Source organism: Pseudomonas anatoliensis, assembly GCF_017976235.1.
Lineage (GTDB): Bacteria > Pseudomonadota > Gammaproteobacteria > Pseudomonadales > Pseudomonadaceae > Aquipseudomonas > Aquipseudomonas anatoliensis.
The window spans coordinates 956,747-978,430 of record NZ_JACVHC010000001.1 but is presented as its reverse complement, the minus strand read 5'-3'; the positions used below and the strand labels follow the sequence as shown (position 1 = coordinate 978,430).

The 21,684-nt window shown below is 58.5% G+C and carries 18 protein-coding genes and 2 pseudogenes; 10 read left to right on the top strand and 10 right to left on the bottom strand.

The window, feature by feature from the left end; translation table 11 throughout:
* Positions 1-5: 5 nt before the first annotated feature.
* A complete protein-coding gene (locus ICA16_RS04305) occupies positions 6-923 on the top strand; it encodes a LysR family transcriptional regulator (protein ID WP_210700015.1) in 918 nt (305 codons plus the stop codon).
* Between the two features lie 10 nt (positions 924-933).
* Here the strand turns inward: ICA16_RS04305 and ICA16_RS04300 are convergent, their stop codons facing one another.
* From ICA16_RS04300 to xylA, 4 genes are all read right to left on the bottom strand, one after another.
* Positions 934-2,070: a sugar ABC transporter permease gene (locus ICA16_RS04300; RefSeq protein ID WP_150615609.1), complete on the bottom strand. Its 1,137-nt coding sequence runs from the start codon at positions 2,068-2,070 to the stop codon at positions 934-936.
* Positions 2,071-3,627 (bottom strand): D-xylose ABC transporter ATP-binding protein, encoded by a 1,557-nt coding sequence (gene xylG / locus ICA16_RS04295; protein WP_210700014.1) that lies wholly within the window; start codon positions 3,625-3,627, stop codon positions 2,071-2,073. It lies immediately after the preceding gene.
* Positions 3,628-3,777: 150 nt separating this feature from the next.
* On the bottom strand, positions 3,778-4,779 hold the full coding sequence (gene xylF, locus ICA16_RS04290; RefSeq protein ID WP_150603518.1) for a D-xylose ABC transporter substrate-binding protein: 1,002 nt from the start codon (positions 4,777-4,779) through the stop codon (positions 3,778-3,780).
* Between the two features lie 148 nt (positions 4,780-4,927).
* Positions 4,928-6,244: a xylose isomerase gene (xylA, locus tag ICA16_RS04285; protein ID WP_210700013.1), complete on the bottom strand. Its 1,317-nt coding sequence runs from the start codon at positions 6,242-6,244 to the stop codon at positions 4,928-4,930.
* A gap of 175 nt (positions 6,245-6,419) precedes the next feature.
* On the opposite strand from xylA, the gene ICA16_RS04280 reads away from it, so the two are divergent.
* Entirely contained in the window at positions 6,420-7,601 is a 1,182-nt protein-coding gene (locus ICA16_RS04280) for a XylR family transcriptional regulator (RefSeq protein ID WP_210554795.1), read from the top strand.
* Here the strand turns inward: ICA16_RS04280 and ICA16_RS04275 are convergent.
* Positions 7,577-7,744 (bottom strand): annotated as a pseudogene (locus tag ICA16_RS04275) (DUF4113 domain-containing protein); the annotation flags it as partial. The gene ICA16_RS04280 and the pseudogene ICA16_RS04275 overlap by 25 nt on opposite strands.
* Before the next feature lie 166 nt (positions 7,745-7,910).
* Here ICA16_RS04275 and ICA16_RS04270 point away from each other — a divergent pair.
* Genes ICA16_RS04270 through ICA16_RS04255 form a run of 4 tightly spaced genes read left to right on the top strand, consistent with a single transcriptional unit; the run spans position 7,911 to position 11,784 of the window.
* Positions 7,911-8,345, top strand: a complete 435-nt coding sequence (locus ICA16_RS04270) for a hypothetical protein (RefSeq protein WP_224450910.1) — start codon at positions 7,911-7,913, stop codon at positions 8,343-8,345.
* Positions 8,342-9,802, top strand: a complete 1,461-nt coding sequence (locus ICA16_RS04265; protein ID WP_150603521.1) for an ATPase domain-containing protein — start codon at positions 8,342-8,344, stop codon at positions 9,800-9,802. The genes ICA16_RS04270 and ICA16_RS04265 overlap by 4 nt, the downstream gene beginning before the upstream one ends.
* Before the next feature lie 10 nt (positions 9,803-9,812).
* Positions 9,813-10,877 carry a sensor histidine kinase gene (locus ICA16_RS04260; RefSeq protein ID WP_210554796.1) on the top strand — a complete coding sequence of 355 codons (1,065 nt, stop codon included), beginning with the start codon at positions 9,813-9,815 and terminating at the stop codon, positions 10,875-10,877.
* Between the two features lie 43 nt (positions 10,878-10,920).
* A complete protein-coding gene (locus ICA16_RS04255; RefSeq protein WP_150615603.1) occupies positions 10,921-11,784 on the top strand; it encodes a sensor domain-containing diguanylate cyclase in 864 nt (287 codons plus the stop codon).
* Between the two features lie 10 nt (positions 11,785-11,794).
* Here ICA16_RS04255 and ICA16_RS04250 read toward each other — a convergent pair.
* Positions 11,795-11,885: pseudogene (locus ICA16_RS04250) on the bottom strand (DUF190 domain-containing protein); the annotation flags it as partial.
* Positions 11,886-12,058: 173 nt separating this feature from the next.
* Here ICA16_RS04250 and ICA16_RS04245 point away from each other — a divergent pair.
* On the top strand, positions 12,059-13,501 hold the full coding sequence (locus tag ICA16_RS04245) for an ATPase domain-containing protein (protein ID WP_210700174.1): 1,443 nt from the start codon (positions 12,059-12,061) through the stop codon (positions 13,499-13,501).
* Between the two features lie 23 nt (positions 13,502-13,524).
* Positions 13,525-13,887, top strand: a complete 363-nt coding sequence (locus ICA16_RS04240) for a response regulator (RefSeq protein ID WP_150603525.1) — start codon at positions 13,525-13,527, stop codon at positions 13,885-13,887.
* 207 nt (positions 13,888-14,094) lie between these two features.
* Here ICA16_RS04240 and ICA16_RS04235 read toward each other — a convergent pair whose 3' ends face one another.
* Positions 14,095-14,556 (bottom strand): PAS domain-containing protein, encoded by a 462-nt coding sequence (locus tag ICA16_RS04235; RefSeq protein WP_210700012.1) that lies wholly within the window; start codon positions 14,554-14,556, stop codon positions 14,095-14,097.
* Between the two features lie 145 nt (positions 14,557-14,701).
* Between ICA16_RS04235 and ICA16_RS04230 the strand changes: the two genes are divergently transcribed.
* Both ICA16_RS04230 and ICA16_RS04225 read left to right on the top strand, forming a co-directional pair.
* Positions 14,702-16,273 carry a gamma-glutamyltransferase family protein gene (locus ICA16_RS04230; protein ID WP_210700011.1) on the top strand — a complete coding sequence of 524 codons (1,572 nt, stop codon included), beginning with the start codon at positions 14,702-14,704 and terminating at the stop codon, positions 16,271-16,273.
* 114 nt (positions 16,274-16,387) lie between these two features.
* On the top strand, positions 16,388-17,080 hold the full coding sequence (locus tag ICA16_RS04225) for a GntR family transcriptional regulator (RefSeq protein ID WP_150603528.1): 693 nt from the start codon (positions 16,388-16,390) through the stop codon (positions 17,078-17,080).
* A 19-nt stretch (positions 17,081-17,099) separates the two neighbouring features.
* On the opposite strand, the gene ICA16_RS04220 is transcribed toward ICA16_RS04225, so the two are convergent.
* From ICA16_RS04220 to ICA16_RS04210, 3 genes are read right to left on the bottom strand one after another with little or no spacing between them, the layout of a single operon-like run.
* Positions 17,100-18,326 (bottom strand): amidohydrolase family protein, encoded by a 1,227-nt coding sequence (locus ICA16_RS04220; RefSeq protein ID WP_210700010.1) that lies wholly within the window; start codon positions 18,324-18,326, stop codon positions 17,100-17,102.
* Positions 18,323-20,815: a branched-chain amino acid ABC transporter ATP-binding protein/permease gene (locus ICA16_RS04215; RefSeq protein ID WP_210700009.1), complete on the bottom strand. Its 2,493-nt coding sequence runs from the start codon at positions 20,813-20,815 to the stop codon at positions 18,323-18,325. Before ICA16_RS04215 ends, ICA16_RS04220 begins: the two co-directional genes overlap by 4 nt.
* The gene (locus tag ICA16_RS04210; protein ID WP_210700008.1) at positions 20,812-21,681 is read right to left on the bottom strand and encodes a branched-chain amino acid ABC transporter permease; all 870 of its coding nucleotides are present in this window, start codon (positions 21,679-21,681) and stop codon (positions 20,812-20,814) included. The genes ICA16_RS04215 and ICA16_RS04210 overlap by 4 nt, the downstream gene beginning before the upstream one ends.
* Positions 21,682-21,684: the final 3 nt, after the last annotated feature.

Genomic DNA, 21,684 nt, shown 5'->3' with positions numbered 1-21,684 from the left:
CGCTTATGGACAAGTTGCTGGCACTGAAGATGTTTGTCGAAACCGTGCGCTGCGGGGGTTATTCCTCGGCGGCGCGCAAACTCGGGATATCCACGTCGTCAGTGACACGGCAAGTGGCAGGGCTGGAGCACGAGTTGGGCGCGAGCCTGCTCAATCGCACCACGCGCAACACCAGCGTGACCATTGCCGGGCAGACCTATTTCGAAAAAGCCGTGGCGATTCTCGACGCGATCGACGAAGCCGATGCCGTTGTCGCCGATCGTGGCGCCGAAGCGCAGGGCCGTCTGCGCATCAGCGTGCCGGTGGAGTTCGGCCGGCGCCTGATCGCGCCGCACCTGAGCCGCTTGCTGGAGCGGCATCCGGGTCTGGAGATCAGTCTGTCGCTGAGCGATCAGGTCAGCGACCTGCTCAGCGAGCAGATTGATGTTTCGGTGCGGCTCGGATCCTCCGTGGTCAGTGACGACATCGTCAGCAAACACGTGGGGCGTTTCGAGCGCTGGGTGGTGGCCAGTCCGGCGTATCTGGCGCGTAGCGCGGCGCTCTGTCACCCACGGGATTTGCTGGAGCATCAATGCCTGCGTTTCGATTACGGCGGCACCCACCAGCACTGGACCCTTCAGAATGAAGACGCGCCCATTCAGCTCAACGTCCACGGACGCCTGCAAAGCAACAACGCCGACATCCTGCGCGAAGCCGCCATCGGCGGCGGCGGGGTGACGCTGCTGGCTGACTGGCTGGTACGCGACGACGTGGCAGCCGGCCGGCTGACCCGACTGCTTGAGCAGTACGAGGTCAATCCCGGCAGTGCCAGCACGTGCATCAACGCGTTGTATTTACCCAATCACCGTGGGTCCAGCCGGATCAATGTATTTATCGATTTCCTGATGGAAATTCTCAGCCCGTCGCCGGCACCCGCAGCGTGACCCCTGCGCCTCAACGGCGGCCGGTGCGCGTACTCACATCCACCCACACGGCCAGCACCAGAATGCTGCCCTTGACGATCATCTGCCAATAGCTGTCGACGTCGAGCATGGACATGCCGTTGTCCAGACTGGTGATGACCAGCGCGCCGAGGAGGGCGCCGTAGACCGTCCCCGAACCGCCGCGCATGGAGGTGCCGCCGATGAAGCAGGCGGCGATGGCGTCGAGTTCACCCATGCTGCCGGCCGAAGGTGAACCGGCGGCCAGGCGCGCGGTATTGACCACGCCGGCGAGGGCGCACATCACGCCCATGATCCCGAAAATCCACAGCTTCACGGCCTGCACATTGATCCCGGACAGGCGCGTCGCTTCCATATTGCTGCCGACGGCATAGACGCGCCGACCGAATACGGTCTGACTGGCGACGTAGCTGAACGCGCCCAGCAAAACAAGCAGCAGCAAGACCGGCACGGGAATGCCGTCGTAACTGTTGAGCGTCTGGACGAAACCGGCCAGCACGGCGCCGATCACCAACACGCGTATGACGTCTCGCAGCAAGGAATGCGCCGCCAGGCCGTGAAGGGCGCGATTGCGCCGTTGTTTCCAGGTCAGGAACACCGTCAGCGCAAACAGCAGAACGCCCAGGCCGGTGCCGATCGCGTGGGGCAAGTAACCCTGACCGATGTAGACGAGTTCCGGCGACACCGGCGCGATGGTCGTGCCGCCGGTAATCCCCAGCAGAATCCCGCGGAACGCCAGCATGCCCCCCAGACCGACAATAAAGGACGGTATCCGCAAGTAAGCCGCCATGTAACCGTTGGCGAGACCGATCAAAAGTCCACAGAGGGCGACCAGGCTCAGATTCGCCAGCAGCGGGACGTGGTAAATCACATCAAGAATGGCGGCGAGGCCACCGAGCAGGCCCAGCAATGAGCCGACCGACAAATCGATCTCGCCGCTGATGATCACCAGCACCATGCCGCAGGCGAGAATTCCGGTAATGGACATTTGCCGCAGCAGATTGGAGAGGTTGCGCGGGGTGAGGAATCCGCCTTCGGTCTGCCAGCTGAAGAACAGCCAGATCAACACCACGGCAAACACCAGCGCGAGCATTTTGTAGCGGGTGAACAGTTGTTTGACCTGATTCATTTACGCGGATTTCCGATCATTATTGTTATGGCTGCCAGGCTGGCTGAGGGCGGCGGCGAGCACCTGTTCCTGGGTGAGTTCATGGTTGATGAAGTCGCCACGCAACTGACCTTCGCCGATCACCAGCACGCGGTCGGAAACGCCGAGCACTTCGGCCAGCTCCGACGACACCATGATGATCGACACGCCTGCGGCCGCCAGCGCGCCCATCAACTTGTAGATTTCGTATTTGGCACCGACGTCCACGCCTCGGGTCGGCTCATCGAGAATCAGCACTCGGGGTTGGGTGAGTAGCATCTTCGCCAGGACGGCTTTTTGTTGATTGCCACCCGACAGACTGGTGATCGGCAGATACGGGCTCGCGGTCTTGAGGTGCAGGCGGGCGATTTCATGATCGATGCTGCCCAGCTCGGCCTCGGCATCGATGCGGGTGAGTTTCGAGTAGTTGTCCAGCACGGCGAGGGTGATGTTCTGGCCGACGCCCAGGTCCGGAATGATGCCCTGGCGCTTGCGATCCTCCGGCACCAGGCAGAGCCCGGCACGAATCGATTTGAGCGGTGTACGCGTGTCGATGGGGTGACCGTCCAGCCAGACTTCGCCCTCATGACGACCCGGGTAGGCGCCGAACAGCGCGGTCACCAGTTCGGTACGGCCGGCGCCGACCAGCCCGGCGATGCCGAGGATCTCGCCGCGTTTGAGGACGAACGAAATATCGTCGACCCGTTTGCGCTTGGGGTTGTCGACGTCGTAGCAGGTGATGTGGCGGGCCTCGAAAATCACCTCGCCAATGTCGTGCGGCTCGCAGGGGTAAAGGTTGCTCATTTCCCGGCCGACCATTTGGGTGATGATCTGTGGAATGTCCATGTCGGCCATGGCGGTGGTGGCGATATGTTTGCCGTCGCGGATCACCGAGATGGTGTCGCACACGGCAGCCACTTCATCGAGCTTGTGCGAGATGTAGACGCAGGCAACCCCCTTGGCTTTGAGGTCGCGGATGATGTCCAGCAACACCTCGATTTCCGAGCGGCTCAAAGCTGATGAAGGTTCGTCGAGGATCAGCAGGCGGGCCTTTTTGTTCAGGGCTTTGGCGATTTCCACCAGTTGCTGATAGCCACCGCCGTACTGCGATACCGGCAGCGCTACGTTCATGTCGGGGACTTTCAGCTCGCGCATCAAAGCTTCGGCGCTGTGAATCATCGCCGGGTAATTCATCCGCCCGCCAGGCAGCGTCAGTTCATGGCCCATGAAAATGTTTTCGGCCACCGACAGGTCGGGCACCAGCGTCAGTTCCTGGTGAATGATGACGATCCCGGCCGCTTCCGTCTCGCTGATCGATTGCGCTGTGAGCGGTTGCCCGTCCCAGAGGATTTCACCGTCCCAGGTGCCATGGGGATAGACCGCCGAAAGGATCTTCATCAGCGTGGACTTGCCGGCGCCATTCTCACCGCACAGGCCAACGCATTCCCCCGGTTTGACCTTGATGTCGATACCGTTGAGCGCTTTGACACCGCCGAAGGTTTTGACGATGCCGTTCATTTGCAGCAAATAGTCGGACATGGAGAGGGCTCGTATATCAAAGACTCACACACCACTGAACCTGTGGGAGCGAGCCTGCTCGCGAAAGCGGTGGTTCAGCGGGCATCGATACTGAATGTGCTGCCGTCTTCGCGAGCAAGCTCGCTCCCACAAGGGTTTTCGCACCGGAGATCACTTCCCGGCAATTTGCGCCTTGGTGTAGAAGCCGTCCTGTTCCAGCAAATCGATGTTGTCCTTGGTCAACGGTGTTGGCGTGAGCAGGATGGTGTCGACTTTTTTGCTGCCGTTGTCGTACTGCGAGCTGTAGGTGGGTTTCTCGTTGCGCGCCAGTTGCACCGAGAGCTTGGCCGCTTCGGTGGCGATGAGTTTCAGCGGCTTGTACACGGTCATGGTTTGGGTGCCGGCGATCACTCGCTTGACCGCTGCCAGGTCGGCGTCCTGCCCGGAAATCGGCACTTTGCCCGCCAGTTGCTGCGCGGCCAGGGCCTGGATGGCGCCGCCTGCCGTGGCGTCGTTGGAGGCGACGATGCCGTCGATTTTGTTGTCGTTGCGGGTCAGGGCGTTTTCAACAATGCTCAGCGCTTCGGTCGGGTTCCATTCCTTCACCCACTGTTGGCCGACAATCTTGATATCACCCTTGTCGATGGCCGGTTGCAGGACTTTCATCTGGCCTTCACGCAACACTTTGGCGTTGTTGTCGGTGGGCGCACCGCCGAGCAGGAAGTAATTGCCCTTGGGCGCCGCGTGCAGCACGCCGCTGGCCTGCATCTCGCCGACCTTTTCGTTATCGAAAGAGATGTAGGCGTCGATATCGGCGTTGAGGATCAAGCGATCATAGGACACGACCTTGATCCCGGCCTTCTTCGCTTCGGCCACCGCATTGGTCAGCACCGTGGCGTTAAACGGCACGATGACGATGACATCGACGCCCCGGGAAATGAGGTTTTCGATTTGCGAAATCTGCTTTTGCTCGTTGGCATCAGCCGACTGCACGAAGACCTTGGCATCCATTTTTTCTGCCGCCGCGACGAAATAGTCACGGTCACGCGACCAGCGTTCCAGGCGCAGGTCATCAATGGAGAAGCCGATTTTCGGGTGGGTAGCGTCTGCCATCACCGGCAGTGACAGCAACGCCAGGGCAGTGGCCAACAGCGTGCGTTTTACGTTCTTCATGTGGGGCGTCCTTTTATTTTTGTTGGAAAGACACGGCCTGACGATGAATTATCGGGCTGGTAAAACTGTAGAGAATCCGCAGGCGCCGCAGGCACAGATTTGTCGTTGAAATGTCACCACGTGGCGCGCCCACAGACTCTGTGGGTGATCAGCGATAGATAAACCGGTTGACGATGTTCTCGAGCATTTCCTGGCGGCCGCTGACGGCTTGCGGGTTCAACTCGTTCGTGAACGCGTGTTCGGCCAAGGATTCAAGATTGAAGTCACCCGCCATCACCGCCTGCCCGAACGGCTGCTTCCAGCCGGCGTAGCGTTGATCCTTGAGCCGTTGCAGTTCGTCGTTCTGCACCATGGCCGCTGCGCGTTGCAGAGACAGGGCAAGAACATCCATGGCACCGACGTGACCATGGAACAGGTCGATCTGATCGAGGCTTTGCCGGCGAACCTTGGAGTCGAAGTTGAACCCGCCATTCTTGAACCCGCCGGCCTTGAGGATTTCGTAGGTGGCCAAGGTCATTTCTTCGACGCTGTTGGGGAATTGATCGGTATCCCAGCCGTTTTGCGGATCACCGCGGTTGGCATCGATGCTGCCGAAAATCCCCAGCGAGACGGCCGTCGCTATCTCGTGATGAAAACTATGGCCGGCCAGGGTGGCGTGGTTGGCCTCGATGTTGACCTTGATTTCGTGCTCCAGCCCGAACTGCTGGAGGAAGCCGAACACGGTGGCGCTGTCGTAATCGTATTGGTGCTTGGTCGGCTCCTGCGGCTTGGGTTCGATCAGCAGGTCGCCAGTGAAACCGATCTTGTGCTTGTGCTCGACCACCATGCGCATGAAGCGGCCCAGTTGTTCGCGTTCACGTTTGAGGTCTGTGTTGAGCAGGGTTTCGTAGCCTTCGCGACCGCCCCACAACACGTAGTTGGCGCCTTTCAGGCGATGGGTCGCGTTCATGGCGCTGAACACCTGGGCGGCAGCGCAGGCGAACACTTCGGGATCCGGATTGCTCGCGGCGCCAGCAGCAAAACGCGGATTGCTGAAGCAATTGGCGGTGCCCCACAGCAGCTTGATTCCGCTGGCTTCCTGGTGTTGCTCGAGGTGATCAACCATTTGCGCGAAGTGGTTGCGGTACTCCCTTAAAGACTGGCCTTCCGGGGCGACATCGGTGTCATGGAAGCAGTAATAGTCGATCCCCAGTTTGGTGAAGAATTCGAAGGCGGCTGCCGCCTTGCCAATGGCCAGTTCCATCGGATCGCCGGCGTGTTGCCATGGGCGCTTGAACGTCCCTGCACCGAACACATCGGAACCCGGCCAGACGAACGTGTGCCAGTAACAGGCGGCCATGCGCAGGTGTTCGCGCATGGGTTTGCCGAGGATGACCTTGTCGGCGTCGTAATGACGAAAGGAGAGGGGAGACTCGCTGTCCGGACCTTCGTAGCGAATCGGCTCGACATCGGGGAAATACTGCATGGGCCTTGTCCTTGTTGTTCTTGGCGGTGTCTCGATACTAGCAACGGCCCCGTGCCCGCTGATTATGAAAAACACCAACACGGGGTGCGATTTTGCGTATTGAGCTTCGTCGCCCACACGCCTAGTCTGTCTGCATCGCCTCCGGAACAAGGGGCTCAGAACAAGCATAAAAACAATGAAAACCGTACCGCCTGTTCACCGCATCGCCCTGTTGTTCAACGGCAGCAAGATTTACGACCGTGGCATCATCAGCGGCATCGGCAACTACCTGAGCAGCACCCGGGCTTCATGGGATCTGTTCCTTGAAGAGGACTTTCTCTGTCGCTTGAAAGGCATCGAGCGCTGGCAGGGTGACGGCATCATTGCCGACTTCGACGATCCGCTGATTGGCGAGGCGCTGGCCGATATCCATTTGCCGGTGGTAGCGGTGGGGGGCTCGTACGAAGACAAACGCGCCTATCCGAAAGCGATTCCATACGTCGCCACCGATAACAACGCGCTGATGACGCTGGCCTACACCCATTTGATTGAGGCGGGACTGCAGCGTTTCGCCTGCTTCAGCCTGCCGGAAGCGCAGGCCAATCGCTGGGCTCAGGAGCGGGAAAAAGCCTTTCGCAAACTGATGAAACGCGATGGATTGCACGGCGAAATCTATCGCGGCATGGGCACCAGTGCACCGTTGTGGGACAGCGCCGTCGAACAACTGATCGCCTGGCTGCAAAGCCTGCCCAAGCCCATCGGCATCATCGCCGTCAGCGACGCCCGCGCGCGCCAGTTGCTGCAAGCCTGCCTGACCGCCGGCATCGCCGTGCCGGAGCAGGTGGCATTGATCGGCATCGACAACGACCCGCTGACCCGCAGCCTGACCCGAGTCCCGCTGAGCTCGGTCATCCAGGGCACCGAAACCATGGGCCGTACCGCCGCGCAACTGCTGCACCAGATGCTGCACGGCATGCCGTCCACCGGCACACAAATCCTGATTCCTCCCGATGCGGTCAATGTGCAGGTGTCGAGCTTGCACCAACCCTTGGGCAATCCGTACGTCATGCAAGCGCTGCTGTTCATCCGCCAATATGCTTGCCAAGGCATCAAAACGGCGCAGGTGGCGGCTTATGTCGGCGTATCGCGCTCGTCACTCGAAGCGCATTTCCGCGCTGAGCGAGGCTGCAGCGTGCATGACGAGATCCTGCGTTTCAAACTCGCGGCGGCCACCAGCGGGCTGAAAAATACCGACTCGGTGATTGCCGACGTCGCACGCAGTTGTGGCTTCAAGTCGGCGCAGTATCTGCACACGGTGTTCCGACGGGAGCTGGGGTGTACGCCTCGTGAGTATCAGCAAGGGGCAGGGATGAGCTGATGAGTGGGCTGTGTGCGAGTTTGTTGGCGGGCCTTTGTGCTGGTCCAAAGCTCACTGACCTTTGTTGTGTAAGTCTGGCTCATCAGCTCGCGACGCATCGCCCATCCAGGCTCCGCCGGCACGCTAGCTACCCGGAGGACTCCCTCTTGGGGAGGCTGCTCCAGAACTCAAAGCGGTCATTCAAGCTGTGCACCCAGCATTCCTGTTTCGCCACCACTCACTGTCGCATTTGTAATGTTGCGTCCAGGGGACTCAATAGTTCGCTTGAGGGTGTACCATCAGACTCTGCTCATCAGATATCAGTCAGCCATGTCCACGCTTAGCGAAGAGAGCCGCCGGATCGTAGCTTCTCTGGCGCAGGGTGTCGGTCTTAATGCTGACACTGCAAGCATCGCCGAGGCGATTGTTGCGAAATTGCAGGCTATGGACGCAGCCCTTACGCCGATTATTGGCCAGCAAGGGGTTGTCGCCCTGTACCGGCGCAGTTTACATCTGTGTGTTTCTGCTCATCCGCATCTCGCCGGCACCTATGACAGTCTGCCGGCCGCGATGGATCTTATTGCCCTTAAATCCATACTCGTCGAGCAGCAGGACACCGAAGCACTGTTTTGTGGTGAAGTGTTGCTGACTACTTTCTACGAGCTTCTGACCACACTGATCGGGCCCTCGCTCACCGCTAGTTTGCTTCGTGGCGTGTGGGAACCTTCTTTGAGCGACACCCCCTCGCAGGAAAATTCGCCATGAGCACCAAAGTGACTATCAACCGTCTGGCCACCGGCGTGCCTGGACTGGACGAGGTGCTGGGTGGAGGATTGCCGGAATTTTCGTTCAATCTGATTGCCGGCCCTCCTGGTTGCGGCAAGACCACGCTGGCCCACCAGATGATGTTTGCCCTGGCAACGCCCGAACGCCCGGCGCTGTTCTTTACCGTCCTGGGTGAACCGCCCTTGAAGATGCTGCGTTATCAGCAGCAATTCGACTTTTTCGACAGCGAAGCGATCAACCAGTCGATCCGTTACATCAACCTGGCCGACGATACCCTGGCCGGGGATCTGGACGAGGTGCTGCGGCGCATCGTCAGCGAAGTCGAAGCGCATTCGCCGGCGCTGGTGTTTGTCGATTCGTTCCGCTCAGTGGTGCTGGCCAGCCAGACTCAGGACAACCCCAACAACAACCTTCCGCAGTTCGTTCAGCAACTGGGCATGCTGATGACGACCTGGCAAGCGACGACGTTCCTCATCGGCGAGTATTTCACTGAAACCGACACCAACCCGATTTTTACCGTGGCCGATGGCCTGATCTGGCTTCGACAAAGCGTTCAGCGCAACTCCATGGTACGCAAGCTGGAAATCATGAAGATGCGCGGCCAACCGACGTTGCCGGGCCTGCATACCTTCCGCATCGCAACTTCCGGGATCAAGGTTTTTGCACCCGTAATAGCTAGCCCGTTCGATACGCCGCTGGAATCACCGATCAAGCGCTTGGGCATGGGGGTAGCGCGGCTCGACGAGATGCTCGGGGGAGGCCTGCCTCGGGGCTATTCGTTGCTGGTGGCCGGGCCATCGGGGTCAGGCAAAAGCATCCTCGCGGCGACCTTCCTCGCCGAAGGCGCGCGCAACGGCGAAACCGGCGTGATCGCAGTATTCGAACAACGGCCCAATCACTCGCAGAATGCGACCCTATCGGGTTTGATTGCGAGCGGGCAGGTCGGTCTGGTGGATAGTCGCGCTCCCGATCTTTCGATTGACGAAATTGTCCAGCTGTTGCTCGGCGAGATCACCCGGCTGAAAGCCACTCGCGTGGTCATCGACTCGCTGTCGGGCTTCGAACTGGCGGTGGCGCCGACCTTTCGCGAGGACTTTCGCGAGTCGCTGTCGCGCATGGTCACGGCGCTGACCAATTCCGGGGTCAGTGTATTGATGACCTCGGAGCTGGAAGACCGTTACACCGACTTGCGTTTCAGCCCTTACGGCACGGCGTTTCTGACGGATGCGATCATCGTCCAGCGCTATATTGAGGTGGAGAGCCGGTTGCTGCGCATCATGGCCGTGGTCAAGGTTCGCGCCAGTGCGCACTCTGATGAGTTACGTCAGTACTTCATTGATGATAGTGGCCTACACATCGGTGACATGTTGCCGGAGCAAGAAGGTTTGCTCGGTGGGCGACCGACAAGGCAGGTTTTGAGCAAGGTCGATAGATGAGCGAAGAATGATGAGTGAGGCCAGCGGCAAGAATGAACAGGCTTTAGCCACTGCTGCACGCGAGCTGTTCCTACTGGGCCGGAAAACGGTCGCGGCTCGTGCGGCACTCGCGGCGCTGCACAAGGAACTTAGCGAAGCTAACAGCCAGCTTGTTGATACCTTGCAAGTCGAGCAACTCATTGAGGCCAATCAGCAGTTGGTGCTGGCGATTTTATCGGCGCAGTCGGATGTTGAAGATCAGAAAAACGCTCAGGCAGAACAGCATCTGTACTTGGAAATGCGCGAAGCCAACGAGCGATTGGTTATCGCAGCGCTTAGCGCCCAAGACTTACAAATTGCAGCTGAACAGGCACTGGAGCAGCAGCGCAATATTCTTTCTATAGTGGCCCACGAGCTGCGAAATCCACTGACGCCTATCAGCATGATTGCTGGCCGGCTGGTGCGAATTCCTCGCGAAGAGTTGCCACGCATGCAGCTATTGATTGAAGGCCAGGTACAGCGGATGTCCCGACTGGTGGAAGATTTGCTCGACATTGCTCGTGCTTCCACCGGTAAATTTCGCCTGAACTTCCAGGTTACTAACATGGCTGACATCATTAGTGACGCAATAGCAATCTATACCCCGGTCATGCTCGCTCACGGCTTGAGTTTCAGCTCAGAACGCTTGGAATCTCGTTTAGCGGTGAACGGCGATCCTGTAAGGCTGACGCAGATTATTGATAATTTGCTGGGTAACGCAGCCAAGTACACGCCGACCGGCGGCACTGTCACACTTGCCGTTTCCGTTGAAGACAATCTGCTGGAAATTCGCATTCGTGATTCCGGCATTGGTATCTCAGCCAAAGCGCTGCCTTTTATCTTTGAGCCGTTTGTCCAGGATGATCATGCAGTGGGTTTCAATGGCGCAGGTTTAGGCATTGGTCTGACGGTGGTGCGAGAGTTGGTTGAAGCCCATAGTGGAACAGTGTCCGGTACAAGTGCGGGGGAAGGTAAGGGAAGCGAATTCGTAGTGAAAATACCGCTGTTAAATCCCGGATCCCACTTCCACCAAGATTCCTCGCATTCCACCCTATAAATCGGGATATGATCGCGCTCAACGACTCAGACCCACATGACTTATGGCCATCGATCTTCAAGCGCTCTACCCCAAACTGATCCACCTGATGCTGGATACTGTTTTTGTGGTTGATGAAAGCGACCACATTGTTTTTGTGAGTGATGCCTGTAAGGCCCTGTTGGGCTACCTCCCTGATGAGCTGATTGGCACCACTATCACAAGCTATATGCATCCTGAAGATCTGGATGCGACGCGAGCTTCGATTTCCCGGGTCATGAATGGTCAACCTCATTTCGATTTCCGGAACCGTTACATCCGCAAGGATGGGGCAGTCGTGTACATCCTGTGGGCTGCATTCTGGTCGGAGGAGGTTGGTGCCAGGATTGGGGTCGCTAGAAACGTTACAGCTTTAGCTAAAGCCGAGGAGGAGTTACGCTTCCTCGCTCATCACGATCCGCTGACGAAATTAACCAATCGGTCGCTCTTTAGTGATCGACTGATATCTGCACTGCAGACTGCGCAGCACCACGGTAATGAGCTGGCTCTGCTTTTTTTGGATATAAATGACTTCAAGAGTATCAATGATGTCCATGGTCACGCAGCCGGAGATAGTGTTCTGCGCATTGTTGCCCAACGTCTAAAAAGCTGTGTGCGTGAGACAGACACCGTGGCTCGCATTGGCGGCGATGAATTTACGGTGCTGCTTACAGACGTCCAGTCGAGGGACACGATTTCCAAAAAGTTAGAGCAGATTCACACCGTCATGGCTGAGCCACTGGGCCCTGAGTTCGGCACACTCAAGATGCCATTGTGCAGTATTGGCGTTGCCTATTATCCCGAACACGGAAATGATGCCGACACACTGCTCACCCATTCGGATAGTGAAATGTACCGAATGAAGAGGTGTCGCTCCTTGGAGAGTTAAGCGTGGGCTCTGAATGTAGCTGTCCGGTATGTCCAAACCCCTTCAACTCCAGTGCAGAGCGTGGCGCCGCGTAACTCCATCTCTTTAGCCAAATCGACGATACATTCGCAGCGCCTACCGATGATTCAAGTTGCTCCAAGCAATCAACCCGAGTCAGGCGTCCAGCATGTGGTAAGTAAACGCATGCCACCGATTACTGCATTGGCCCAGAGCGAAAATGGCGTTAGCATTCCCCCACTCGGCTTAAACAGCCTGTTTTTCAGATCAGGGTCGCATTGTGGAAAAGCTAAAACGCCTCGAAAGTGGAATCGAAGGGCTCGACGCTCTGCTCAAGGGCGGGCTGGTCGCGGGCTCTTCATACATAATCCAAGGGCGCCCAGGGTCTGGAAAAACGATCTTGGCCAACCAGCTTGGGTTCCATCACGCGCAAAAGGGTGGGCGGGTTCTAGTCGCAACGCTGCTGGCCGAGTCACACGATCGCCTTTTTCAATTTCTTTCGACTCTGAGCTTCTTCGACTCTTCCAAAGTCGGGGCTGAGATCCAGTTTGTCAGCGCATTCGATACTTTGGAAAACGAAGGTTTGGATGAAGTAGTGAAGCTGCTTCGGCGTGAGATAAGCCGTCAGAAAGCCACCGTTATGGTGGTGGACGGCTTGCTAAATGCGCGTTCAAAAGCTGATTCCCATATCGACACCAAGAAATTCATCTCTGAGTTGCAAGGGCACGCCGCGTTCGCTGGTTGCACGGTGCTGTTTCTAACCAGTTCTCGCCTTGACGATGGCAGTCCTGAGCACACGATGGTTGATGGTGTGATTGAGATGGGCGAAGAGTTGTATGGCACTCGCTCGGTGCGTCGAATTCAATTGCGTAAAACTCGCGGCAGCGGAGCAATGACCGGTCTTCACGAGTGTGAAATTACCGACAATGGCTTGGTTGTTTATCCACGGCTCGAAAGTCTCTACAGCCATCCGTCCTCTCCCGACAGCGCCGACATGACGCGTATCGCCAGTGGCATTGAATCACTGGACCCTATATTGGGCGGAGGCCTGCACAGTTCCAGTGTGTCTCTGGTCATAGGACCCTCCGGGATTGGTAAAACGACGCTGGGCCTCAAATTCCTGGCCGAGTCGACCGTGGACGCGCCGGGCCTGCATTTTGGCTTCTACGAGAGCCCACAACGGTTGCGACTCAAGGGCCAATCATTGGGCATCGATATAAAAAGCATGGAAGACAGCGGCGCATTGACCATTGCTTGGCAACCCACCACAGAGGGCCTTCTGGATGGGTTGGGCGCACGGCTACTGAATCTCGTTGAAGAAAAGGGCATCAAGCGCCTGTTTATTGATAGCTTGAGCGGTATGACGCGAGTCTCGACAAATCCGGCGCGGATTACAGACTTCTTCAGTGCACTGATGAACGAGCTGCGATCCAGGGGCGTTACAGTATTTGCCTCTTGGGAAATGCGCGATCTTTTTGGCTCCGAGGTCAGCGCACCGAACTCTGACCTGTCCAGTATCGTCGACAATCTGATGCTCATGCGGTTCTCTGAGAATCATTCTGAACTTAGCAGGACGCTTTCCATTCTTAAAATACGAGACAGCTCCTACGATCCTTCGCGGTTTGTGGTCGTGATCCGTGATCAAGATGTTTTCCTGGAAAAGGCTTCAAGACGTGAACCATCAGTTCCCGCTGATTCATCGCACGGTTCAATTTCTTAAGCTTTTGAGTGGGTTGAATTAACATGTCCACCATCCTGGTCGTCGACGACGAGTATTTGATCGCTGACATTCTCAGCTTTGCGCTAGAGGATGAGGGGTTCATGGTGGTGACGGCCAGCAATGGTCGAAAAGGGCTGGAGGTACTGGATAGAGAACGACCTGCCTTGATCATTACCGACTTCATGATGCCGGTCATGGACGGCCTGGAATTCGCCACAGCCGTTCGAGCTCTCCCTTCAGCTAGTCAATTGCCGATCATCTTGATGAGCGGTGCTCAAGCACATATCGGTATGCAGAGATCGGATTTGTTTGATGCCGTATTGGCAAAACCATTCGACATCGACTTGATCATCGCCGAAGTTAAAAAACTCTTGGCTGCTGATTAGTCAACTGTCTCGCAAGGCGTATTTGATGGGCAGATCGACTGCGATCTCCATGGAGCAGGCTTAGATGGCCATCTCGGTTCAGACCTACATACCTTCATGAGTCTCAAGCCTGGCTGCCTTCAGGTGGGCGGCTGCCGCGGCTATCGGTTACAAAGTGACTTTTGGCCGTAGATGAACGGAATTGTTTTTGCCGTTTTCTATGGCTCTTTAAATCGATGAAGTGTTTCGTTGTAATTCAGCCAACTGGGCTTTCAGATTCTCGACTTCAGCCTCCAACTGGCGGACACGCTCGCTAGCCTCGACCTGGACAGTAACGTCTTTCTGGATGCCGATGTAATAGGTGAGTTGATCCGCGTCGTTGAACACTGGGGTAATCGACAGCTCATTCCAGAAAGCACTGCCGTCTTGGCGATAGTTTCGAATGATTTGCCGGCAAGGCTGAAAATTCTTTAATGCCTCGCGGATAGCCACAATGCCTGGTTGGTCACGGTCATCGCCCTGCAGGAACCGGCAATCCTGATACAAGGTGTCCTCAGTGCTGTAGCCCGTCAGGCGCTGGAAGGCTTGGTTGGCGTAAATAAGAACGTTCTCATCGCCTTCCTGCTCTGCCACGACGATGCCATCGTTGGATGTCTCGATCATCAGTTTCAGCAATTGTGCATCGATCATTTTCAGAGTCCCTGTGACTTTCACGGAAGTCTATACCAACCTTTCCGATCTGACGTTTAGAGGTGGCTGGCTGAAACGGCATATTTATTGCGTTGCTAACGATAAGTTGCGTTATAGCTAGCAAAAATAGGGAGGGCCTTTAATCATGATTGCCACGTCGCGCCGGGCGGTTATCTGTACACCTCATGCTGAAGCGAGTGCTGCCGGCATGCGCGTTCTCGAAGCGGGAGGCACCGCGATCGACGCGATGTTGTCGGCCAGCGCCATGCTTGCAGCGGTTTTTCCGCACATGACCGGGCTGGGCGGCGATGCGCTGTGGATGATCCATGATCGTCGGGTACGCACCATTGTAGGGATCGGGCAGGCCGGGCAGCGCTTGCCAGAGGCCTGCAAGATCAGCCTGCGCGGCCCCGCGTCGGTCGCCACGACAGCGGGAGCTCTGGCCAGTTGGCAGACAGCGGCCACTATCAGTCGCCATGAATGGGGCTCGAAACTGGGTTGGGCCGATCTGCTGGAGGACGCGGCATTCATGGCCGGGCAGGGCACGCCCGTCTCACAATCGCAATTGTTCTGGCAGACCCTGCGTCAGCCGCTGATCGAGCAACTGCCGGATCTCCATCACCTGTGCAAGACCGAGGGCCGCTGGTTGCACGAAGGCGACATTCTGCGTCAGCCAGAACTGGCCAATACCCTGCGCCATCTTGGGCGGCACGGTGTTGAAGACTTCTATCACGGCGAGCTCGCGCAAGCCTTCGGCGCAGCATTTGACCGCTTGGGTTGCGGCTTGACGGCCGCCGACCTGGCTCAGACCCGAGCCCTTGAAGCTGCGCCGATTTCCGTGCGCTATCGTCAGGGCACGCTGTACAACGTCGCGCCGCCTTGTCAGGGCCTCTACACCTTGCAAGCCATGGCCGCACTGCAGCACAAGCCGTTGGCCGACGTTGGCAATGGCAGTGCGCTCTACTATCACTACCTGGTTGAAGCGATCAAACAAAGTCTGCTGCGCCGCAATGCGCAATTGTGCGATCCGCTGACGTCTGACCGGGATTTCACCTTGAGCCTGCAGGCGGCAAAGATTCAAGCCTATGCGGATGCCATTGATGATCAGCGTGCGGCACCCTGGAACGAACCTGGTCGTCCCGCCGACACGGTCTGGATGGCCGCAACCGATGAGCAAGGGCGTACTGCATGCCTGATCCAGAGCCTGTTTCATGATTTCGGCTCCGGCTGCGTAATGCGCGATACCGGCGTGTTGTGGCAGAACCGTGCCGCCGGGTTCAATGGCAATGCGGGCCATGTCAACGGCTGGGCGCCGGGCAAGCGGCCGGCACATACACTGAACCCTTCCTGCTACTTGGCGGACGACGGCCGTCGCTGGTTTTTCGGTACGCAAGGCGGCGATGGCCAGCCACAGACGCAAATGGTCCTGGCGACGCAGTTGATCGACTATCAGCAACCCATTGACCTTGCCCTGCAGACCCCACGCTTTCTGCTCGGCCGCAGCTTTTTCGACAGCACCGATAACCTCAAGCTGGAATTCGATATGCACGAGTCGACGATCACCGGCCTTGCCGCACTGGGCCACGAAGTGGAAGTGATTCCGGCACTTAGCGCCATGACCGGCCACGCCGGGATAATCGCGATTGACGTCGATGATCAACGCAGCGCCATGCACGATCCCCGGGGGGAGGGCGTCAGCCTGGGTCAATCGAGCTGAGCTGCCCGTCACAAGGTTTGCCGCCGCCGGGGCGGCTGGCGGATAATGCCGCCCATTGCTTGCCGCCAGCAGTTTTGCGTGACGGCATGAGGCCTTTTGGAAAAAGAGGAAAGGATGGGCTTGACCACAGTCACCGCCAAACAGCTTGAGGTCCAGCGCATCGTCGACGCGTTGTACAAGGCCATCGCCCAGCATCGCCTGCCACCTGGCACGCGATTGATCGAAGCGCAGATTGTCGAAACGCTGCAAGCCAACCGCAATCATGTGCAAGTCGCATTGCAGCGCCTGGCCATGCAAAAAGTCGTGACCATCGAAGCCAACCGCGGCGCCATGGTCGCCCAGCCAACCGCACGCGAGGCCAGGGATATCTTCAGCGCGCGGCGGGCCATCGAGCGGGCCATTGTCGAAGCGATCACCCCGGCGGTCATGCGTAAACAGCGCCAGCGCGTGGCCAGCCACATGGACAACGAACGCAAGGCCACCAACGACACCGACCGCCGCGCCATCGTCAGGGAGCTGAGTGAGTTTCACTTGATGCTGGGCGAGCTCAGCGGCAATACCGTGCTCAGCGATATCCTCGCCAACCTGATGGTTCGCAGTTCGTTGATCGTCGCGTTGTATCAGCGTAACGACGTGCCGTCTTGTGCGTCCGATGAACACCAGGAAATCATTACGGCGCTGGAAGCGGGCGATAACGCCAAGGCAGTCAACGTCATGATCGAACACCTGGACGAGCTGGAAGGGCAACTGGCTCTGGAAGAATCAGCGCCTGAAGAGTTCAACCTCAAGCAGGCGTTGAGCGACTGAAATATTGCCGCAAGCCACGCTAGGGCTTGAGTATTACCCCTGCTGGCCTGCTGAACGTTGGACGTCCAGCCTTGTAGCCCATTAACGGCGCGCTGATCTCAGCGATCACTGCAGACGGTGAAGGCGCGTCGAAGACGATGAAATCTGCACGGCAACCGGGTAGCAGGCCGTAATCCGTCAGGCGTAGCAGGCGCGCCGATTCGCTGGACACCCATCCCAGGCATTGCAGCAACTCCGGCACAGTGCCCATCTGACTGACGTTGGCGAACAGGTTGGCCTGGCGAATCAGCGAGGCGTCGCCATAGGGCGTGAACGGGTTGCCGATGTTGTTGGTCGAGACCGAGCAGGTCACCCCGCAGGCGTGCAGCTGAGCCAAGGGTGCAAGACCGCGTGGTTTGTTATGAAAGGCATCGCGCCCCATCAGGAACAGATCGGTACTGGGCAGGCAAGTGACCTGCACGCCAACGTCCGCCAACTGCCGGCCCAACTCCATCAGATGTTCACGAGGCAACGTCGACAGTTTGGTGACATGGCCGATGGTCACTCGACCGCCCCAATTATGCAGTTGTGTACAGCGAGCCACTTCCATCACGGTCATGCCTTCAGGATTCAGATCGAAATCCAGGTGCAAGTCCAGATCACAATCGTAAGCCACGGCCAGTTCGAACAGGCGCTGAATCTGCCCGAGAGGATCAGTGTCCATGTAGGGGCAGCCGCCAAGCACCGTGGCGTCGCTCTCCAGCGCCTGGCAGAGCAGGGCTTCGGTGCCGGGGTTGTTGAGTAGCCCTTCTTGAGGAAATACACAGATTTGCAGCGTGATCGCCCAGGCGTAATCGGTCTGCAGGCGTCGGATCGCATTGAAGCCGATGAGCCCTATTTGCGGGTCAAGTTCGACGTGGGTGCGCATGAAGGTGGTGCCCTGCAGGATTGCCTTGTCCAGCACCTGTGCACCGCGCAGATAGATGTCTTGCTCGGTGAATTCGGCTTTAGCCGCCCGTGTCTGGACAATCGCCTCGGCCAGCGTGCCTTGCTGCAAATGGCAGCGCTGCATGATGCACGCCTTGTCCAGATGGATATGGGTCTCGATCAGCCCTGGCAGTATCAGGTGACCTTGCAGGTCGAGGGTTTCCCATGCGGTTGTGGCTGGGTTGAAGGCCGGGACGAAATAGCCATTCTCGATATACAACACCGCGCTCGCAGAGGTCTTTTCGCCGATGCGCGCATTAATGATTTTCAGGGCACTCATGCGCTGACTCCTTCACCCAGATACGCGGCAGCGAGTTCATTGTCGCCGCGCAACTGCGCGGCGCTGCCGGACTTGACGATGCAGCCGGTTTCCAGCACGTACGCCCGATCGGCGACTTGCAAGGCAAGGTTGGCCATTTGGTCCACCAACAACAAGGTCACACCATCGTCACGCAAGGCTGCCAAGGCGTCGTACAGCTCGCCGATCATCGCCGGGGAGAGGCCCAGCGACGGTTCGTCGAGCAGCAGTATTTTGGGTTTGGCCATCAAGCCGCGACCCACGGCAACCATTTGCTGTTCGCCACCGGACAGCAGGCCCGCCGGGCTGTCGATGCGGTCGCGCAAGCGCGGGAAGCGCCGCAGGATCGCCTCGATTTCGGCACCGGCATCGAACGCTTCGCGTCGCGAATAGCCACCCAGCAACAGGTTGTCGCGCACTGTCAGGTAGGGGAATACCTGGCGACCTTCCGGAACCAGTGCCAAGCCCTTGCCGGCGATGCCACTGGCGCTGGCCATCTCGATGTTTTCGTCGTCCAGCAGGATGCTGCCGCTGGCGGCCCGATGCAGCCCGGCCAGGCACTGCAGGATGCTCGATTTACCCGCGCCGTTGGCACCCAGGATCGCCACCATCTCACCGGGATTGACCACGAGGTTGACCTTGTTGACCACCGGCGCAGCGCCGTAATCGATCACCAGATCCTTGACGTATAACCGCGCGTCGCGACTGCCATTCCAAGTCTGTTCACGTGGCGTCGCCTGATAGTCGGTCCCACCCAGATAGGCGGCTATGACTTGTTTGTTCTGACGAATTTCGGCCGGTGTACCGAAGGCGATCGGCTTGCCCGCGTCCAGCACCAGCAGGCGTTCCGACACCGACATCACCAACGCCATGTCGTGCTCGACCAGAATGATCGTCAAGCCGAAATCCGCGAGTTTGCGCAGCAGTACCGCCAGTTCATCGGTGTCGCGTCGGCTCAGGCCAGCGGCGGGTTCGTCGAGCAGCAGCACCGCGGGGGCGGTCGCCAATGCCCGGGCAATCTCCACCAGACGACGGTCCACGTGGGGCAAATCCTCGGCTGCGATGTTGACCGCGCCGCGATAGCCGACCAATGCCAGCAGATCCAGGGCGAGGTCGCGTTGCTCGGCACTGCACAGCCTGAACGGTGATCCGAGGCGGCCTTTCTGCATGGCCACCAGCAGATTGTCGAGTACCGACATATCGCCGAATAACTGAGTGGTCTGGTAAGTGCGGGCAATCCCGGCGCGAGCCGTTTTCCAGGCGGGCAAGCCGGCCAGGGCCGCTTGCAGTTCGATCTGGCCACTGTCAGGCGCGTAGAAGCCGCTGATCATGTTCAGCACCGTGGTTTTGCCTGCACCGTTGGGCCCGATAATGCTGGTGATGCTGGCGGCGGGGGCGTGCAGACTTACGTGCTGCGCGGCCTGGACGCCGCCGAAGCGAATGCCGATGTCGGTGACGCGTAAACCGCTCGAGCGCCCACGACTTTGCAGATGCGCGGCCAGCCTCGCTTGATTGATCGTGTTGGGTGGCACCAGGTGCGTGGGTTTGATCCAGCGCCGAGCGAGAGCGCCCAATAGGCCGTTGGGTGCGATCCACAGCACTACCAGGAGCAGGGCAGAGAAAATCAACAGACGATATTCGGCGAAATCCGAGAGCAACTCCGGCACTAGCACAATCAGCAGCGCACCCAGTAACGGGCCGAACAATGTCCCGCTGCCACCGACAATGACGGCCAGTACGAACAGGATCGACTGCGAAAACGGAAAGGATTCGGGGTTGATAAACATCAACAGTGGCGCCAGCACAGCACCCGCCAGACCGGTCAGCGCCGCCGACAAGGCGAAGGCCAAGGTCTTGCTCAGAACCGGATTGAACCCCAGCGAGCGGGCGGCGATCTCCGATGCCTTGACGGCGCGCATGGCTTTGCCAAAGCCGCTGTGGCGCAGACGCTGATAAAAGGCGAGGGCGCCGATCATCAAGGCTGCGGCAATCAGTGCCAACAGGATGGCCGGGTCGAGACCGGCGAACTCAGGCAACGGGATGCCCATCAACCCGTTGGAACCACCGGTAACGTCACGCCATTCGATCAGGCCGTGATGGACGATGAAGGCAAACGCGATGGTGATCATCGCCAGATACGGGCCGCTGACGCGCAATGCAGGAATCGCCAGCAACGCACCGATCAGGCCAGTGACGACAGCTGTCACCGGCATCGCCAGCCACAGCGGCCAGCCCGCGATGGTCAGCAGCGCCGACACATAGGCGCCAATGGCATAAAACGCGATATGGCCGAAGGAGATCTGGCCACTGAGGCCAATCAATATATTGAGCCCTACACCGACCACTGCCGCCAGCGCGCAGAGGGTGAAGACCAACAGGGAATAGCTGTCTAGCGTGAACGCCAGGACAACGCAGAGCAGTGCCAACAACGCGATGAACACCGGGCCGAGCAGAGTTTTGAAGTCATTCATACTTTCACCAGTGCCTGACTGCCGAACAGGCCGTTTGGACGGATCGCCAACGCCAGAATCACCAGGGCGAAGGTCAATATCTGCGTGAAGGCCGAGCCGAAATACAGGGTGATCAGCGCCTCCGAGAGACCGAACAACAACCCGGCGGCAAACACCCCGCCGGCGCTGGTAATTCCGCCAAGGATCGCCACGGCGAACGCCTTGAGGCCGAACAGCAGACCCATCTCGGCATTGACGCTGAACAGGGGCGCAATCAGCAGACCCGCCAGGGCCGCGAAGACGGTTGAGATGGCAAACGCGATGGCAACCACCCGATTGACGTTGATGCCCATCAGCATCGCCGCACGTGGATTTTGCACGCAGGCTTCCAGCACCTTGCCCAGCCGGGTGTAGCGCCGCACCAGAAATAGCGCGAGCGCGATGGTTGCGCCGGCCACCGGGATCAACAGTTGCAGTGCGCCAACACTGGCGCCTGCCAGTTCAACATTGACGTTGAGCAGACTGCTGGTGAATTGCCGAGGCTCCTTGCCGAAGGTAAACAACGCCAGGTTATCTACCAGAATGCCGCCGGCCACCGTTGCCATCAGCCATGCCTGCGAGCCACGACTGTGAAACGGCCGCACCAGCCAGCGCTCGATCACCAGGCCATAGAGCGCACTGAGGATCAGCGTGGCCGGCAGCGCCAGCCACATCGACCATCCCCAGGTAATGCAAAAGGTGTAGCCCAGCACGGCGCCGACCATCATGGCACTGCCTTGAGCGAAGTTGACGGTGCGTGAAACCACATAGGTCAGGTGAAAACCCAGCGCCAGCAGGGCGTACATACTACCTAGCCCAAGGCCGGTGACGATGGCAGCGGTGAACATGGC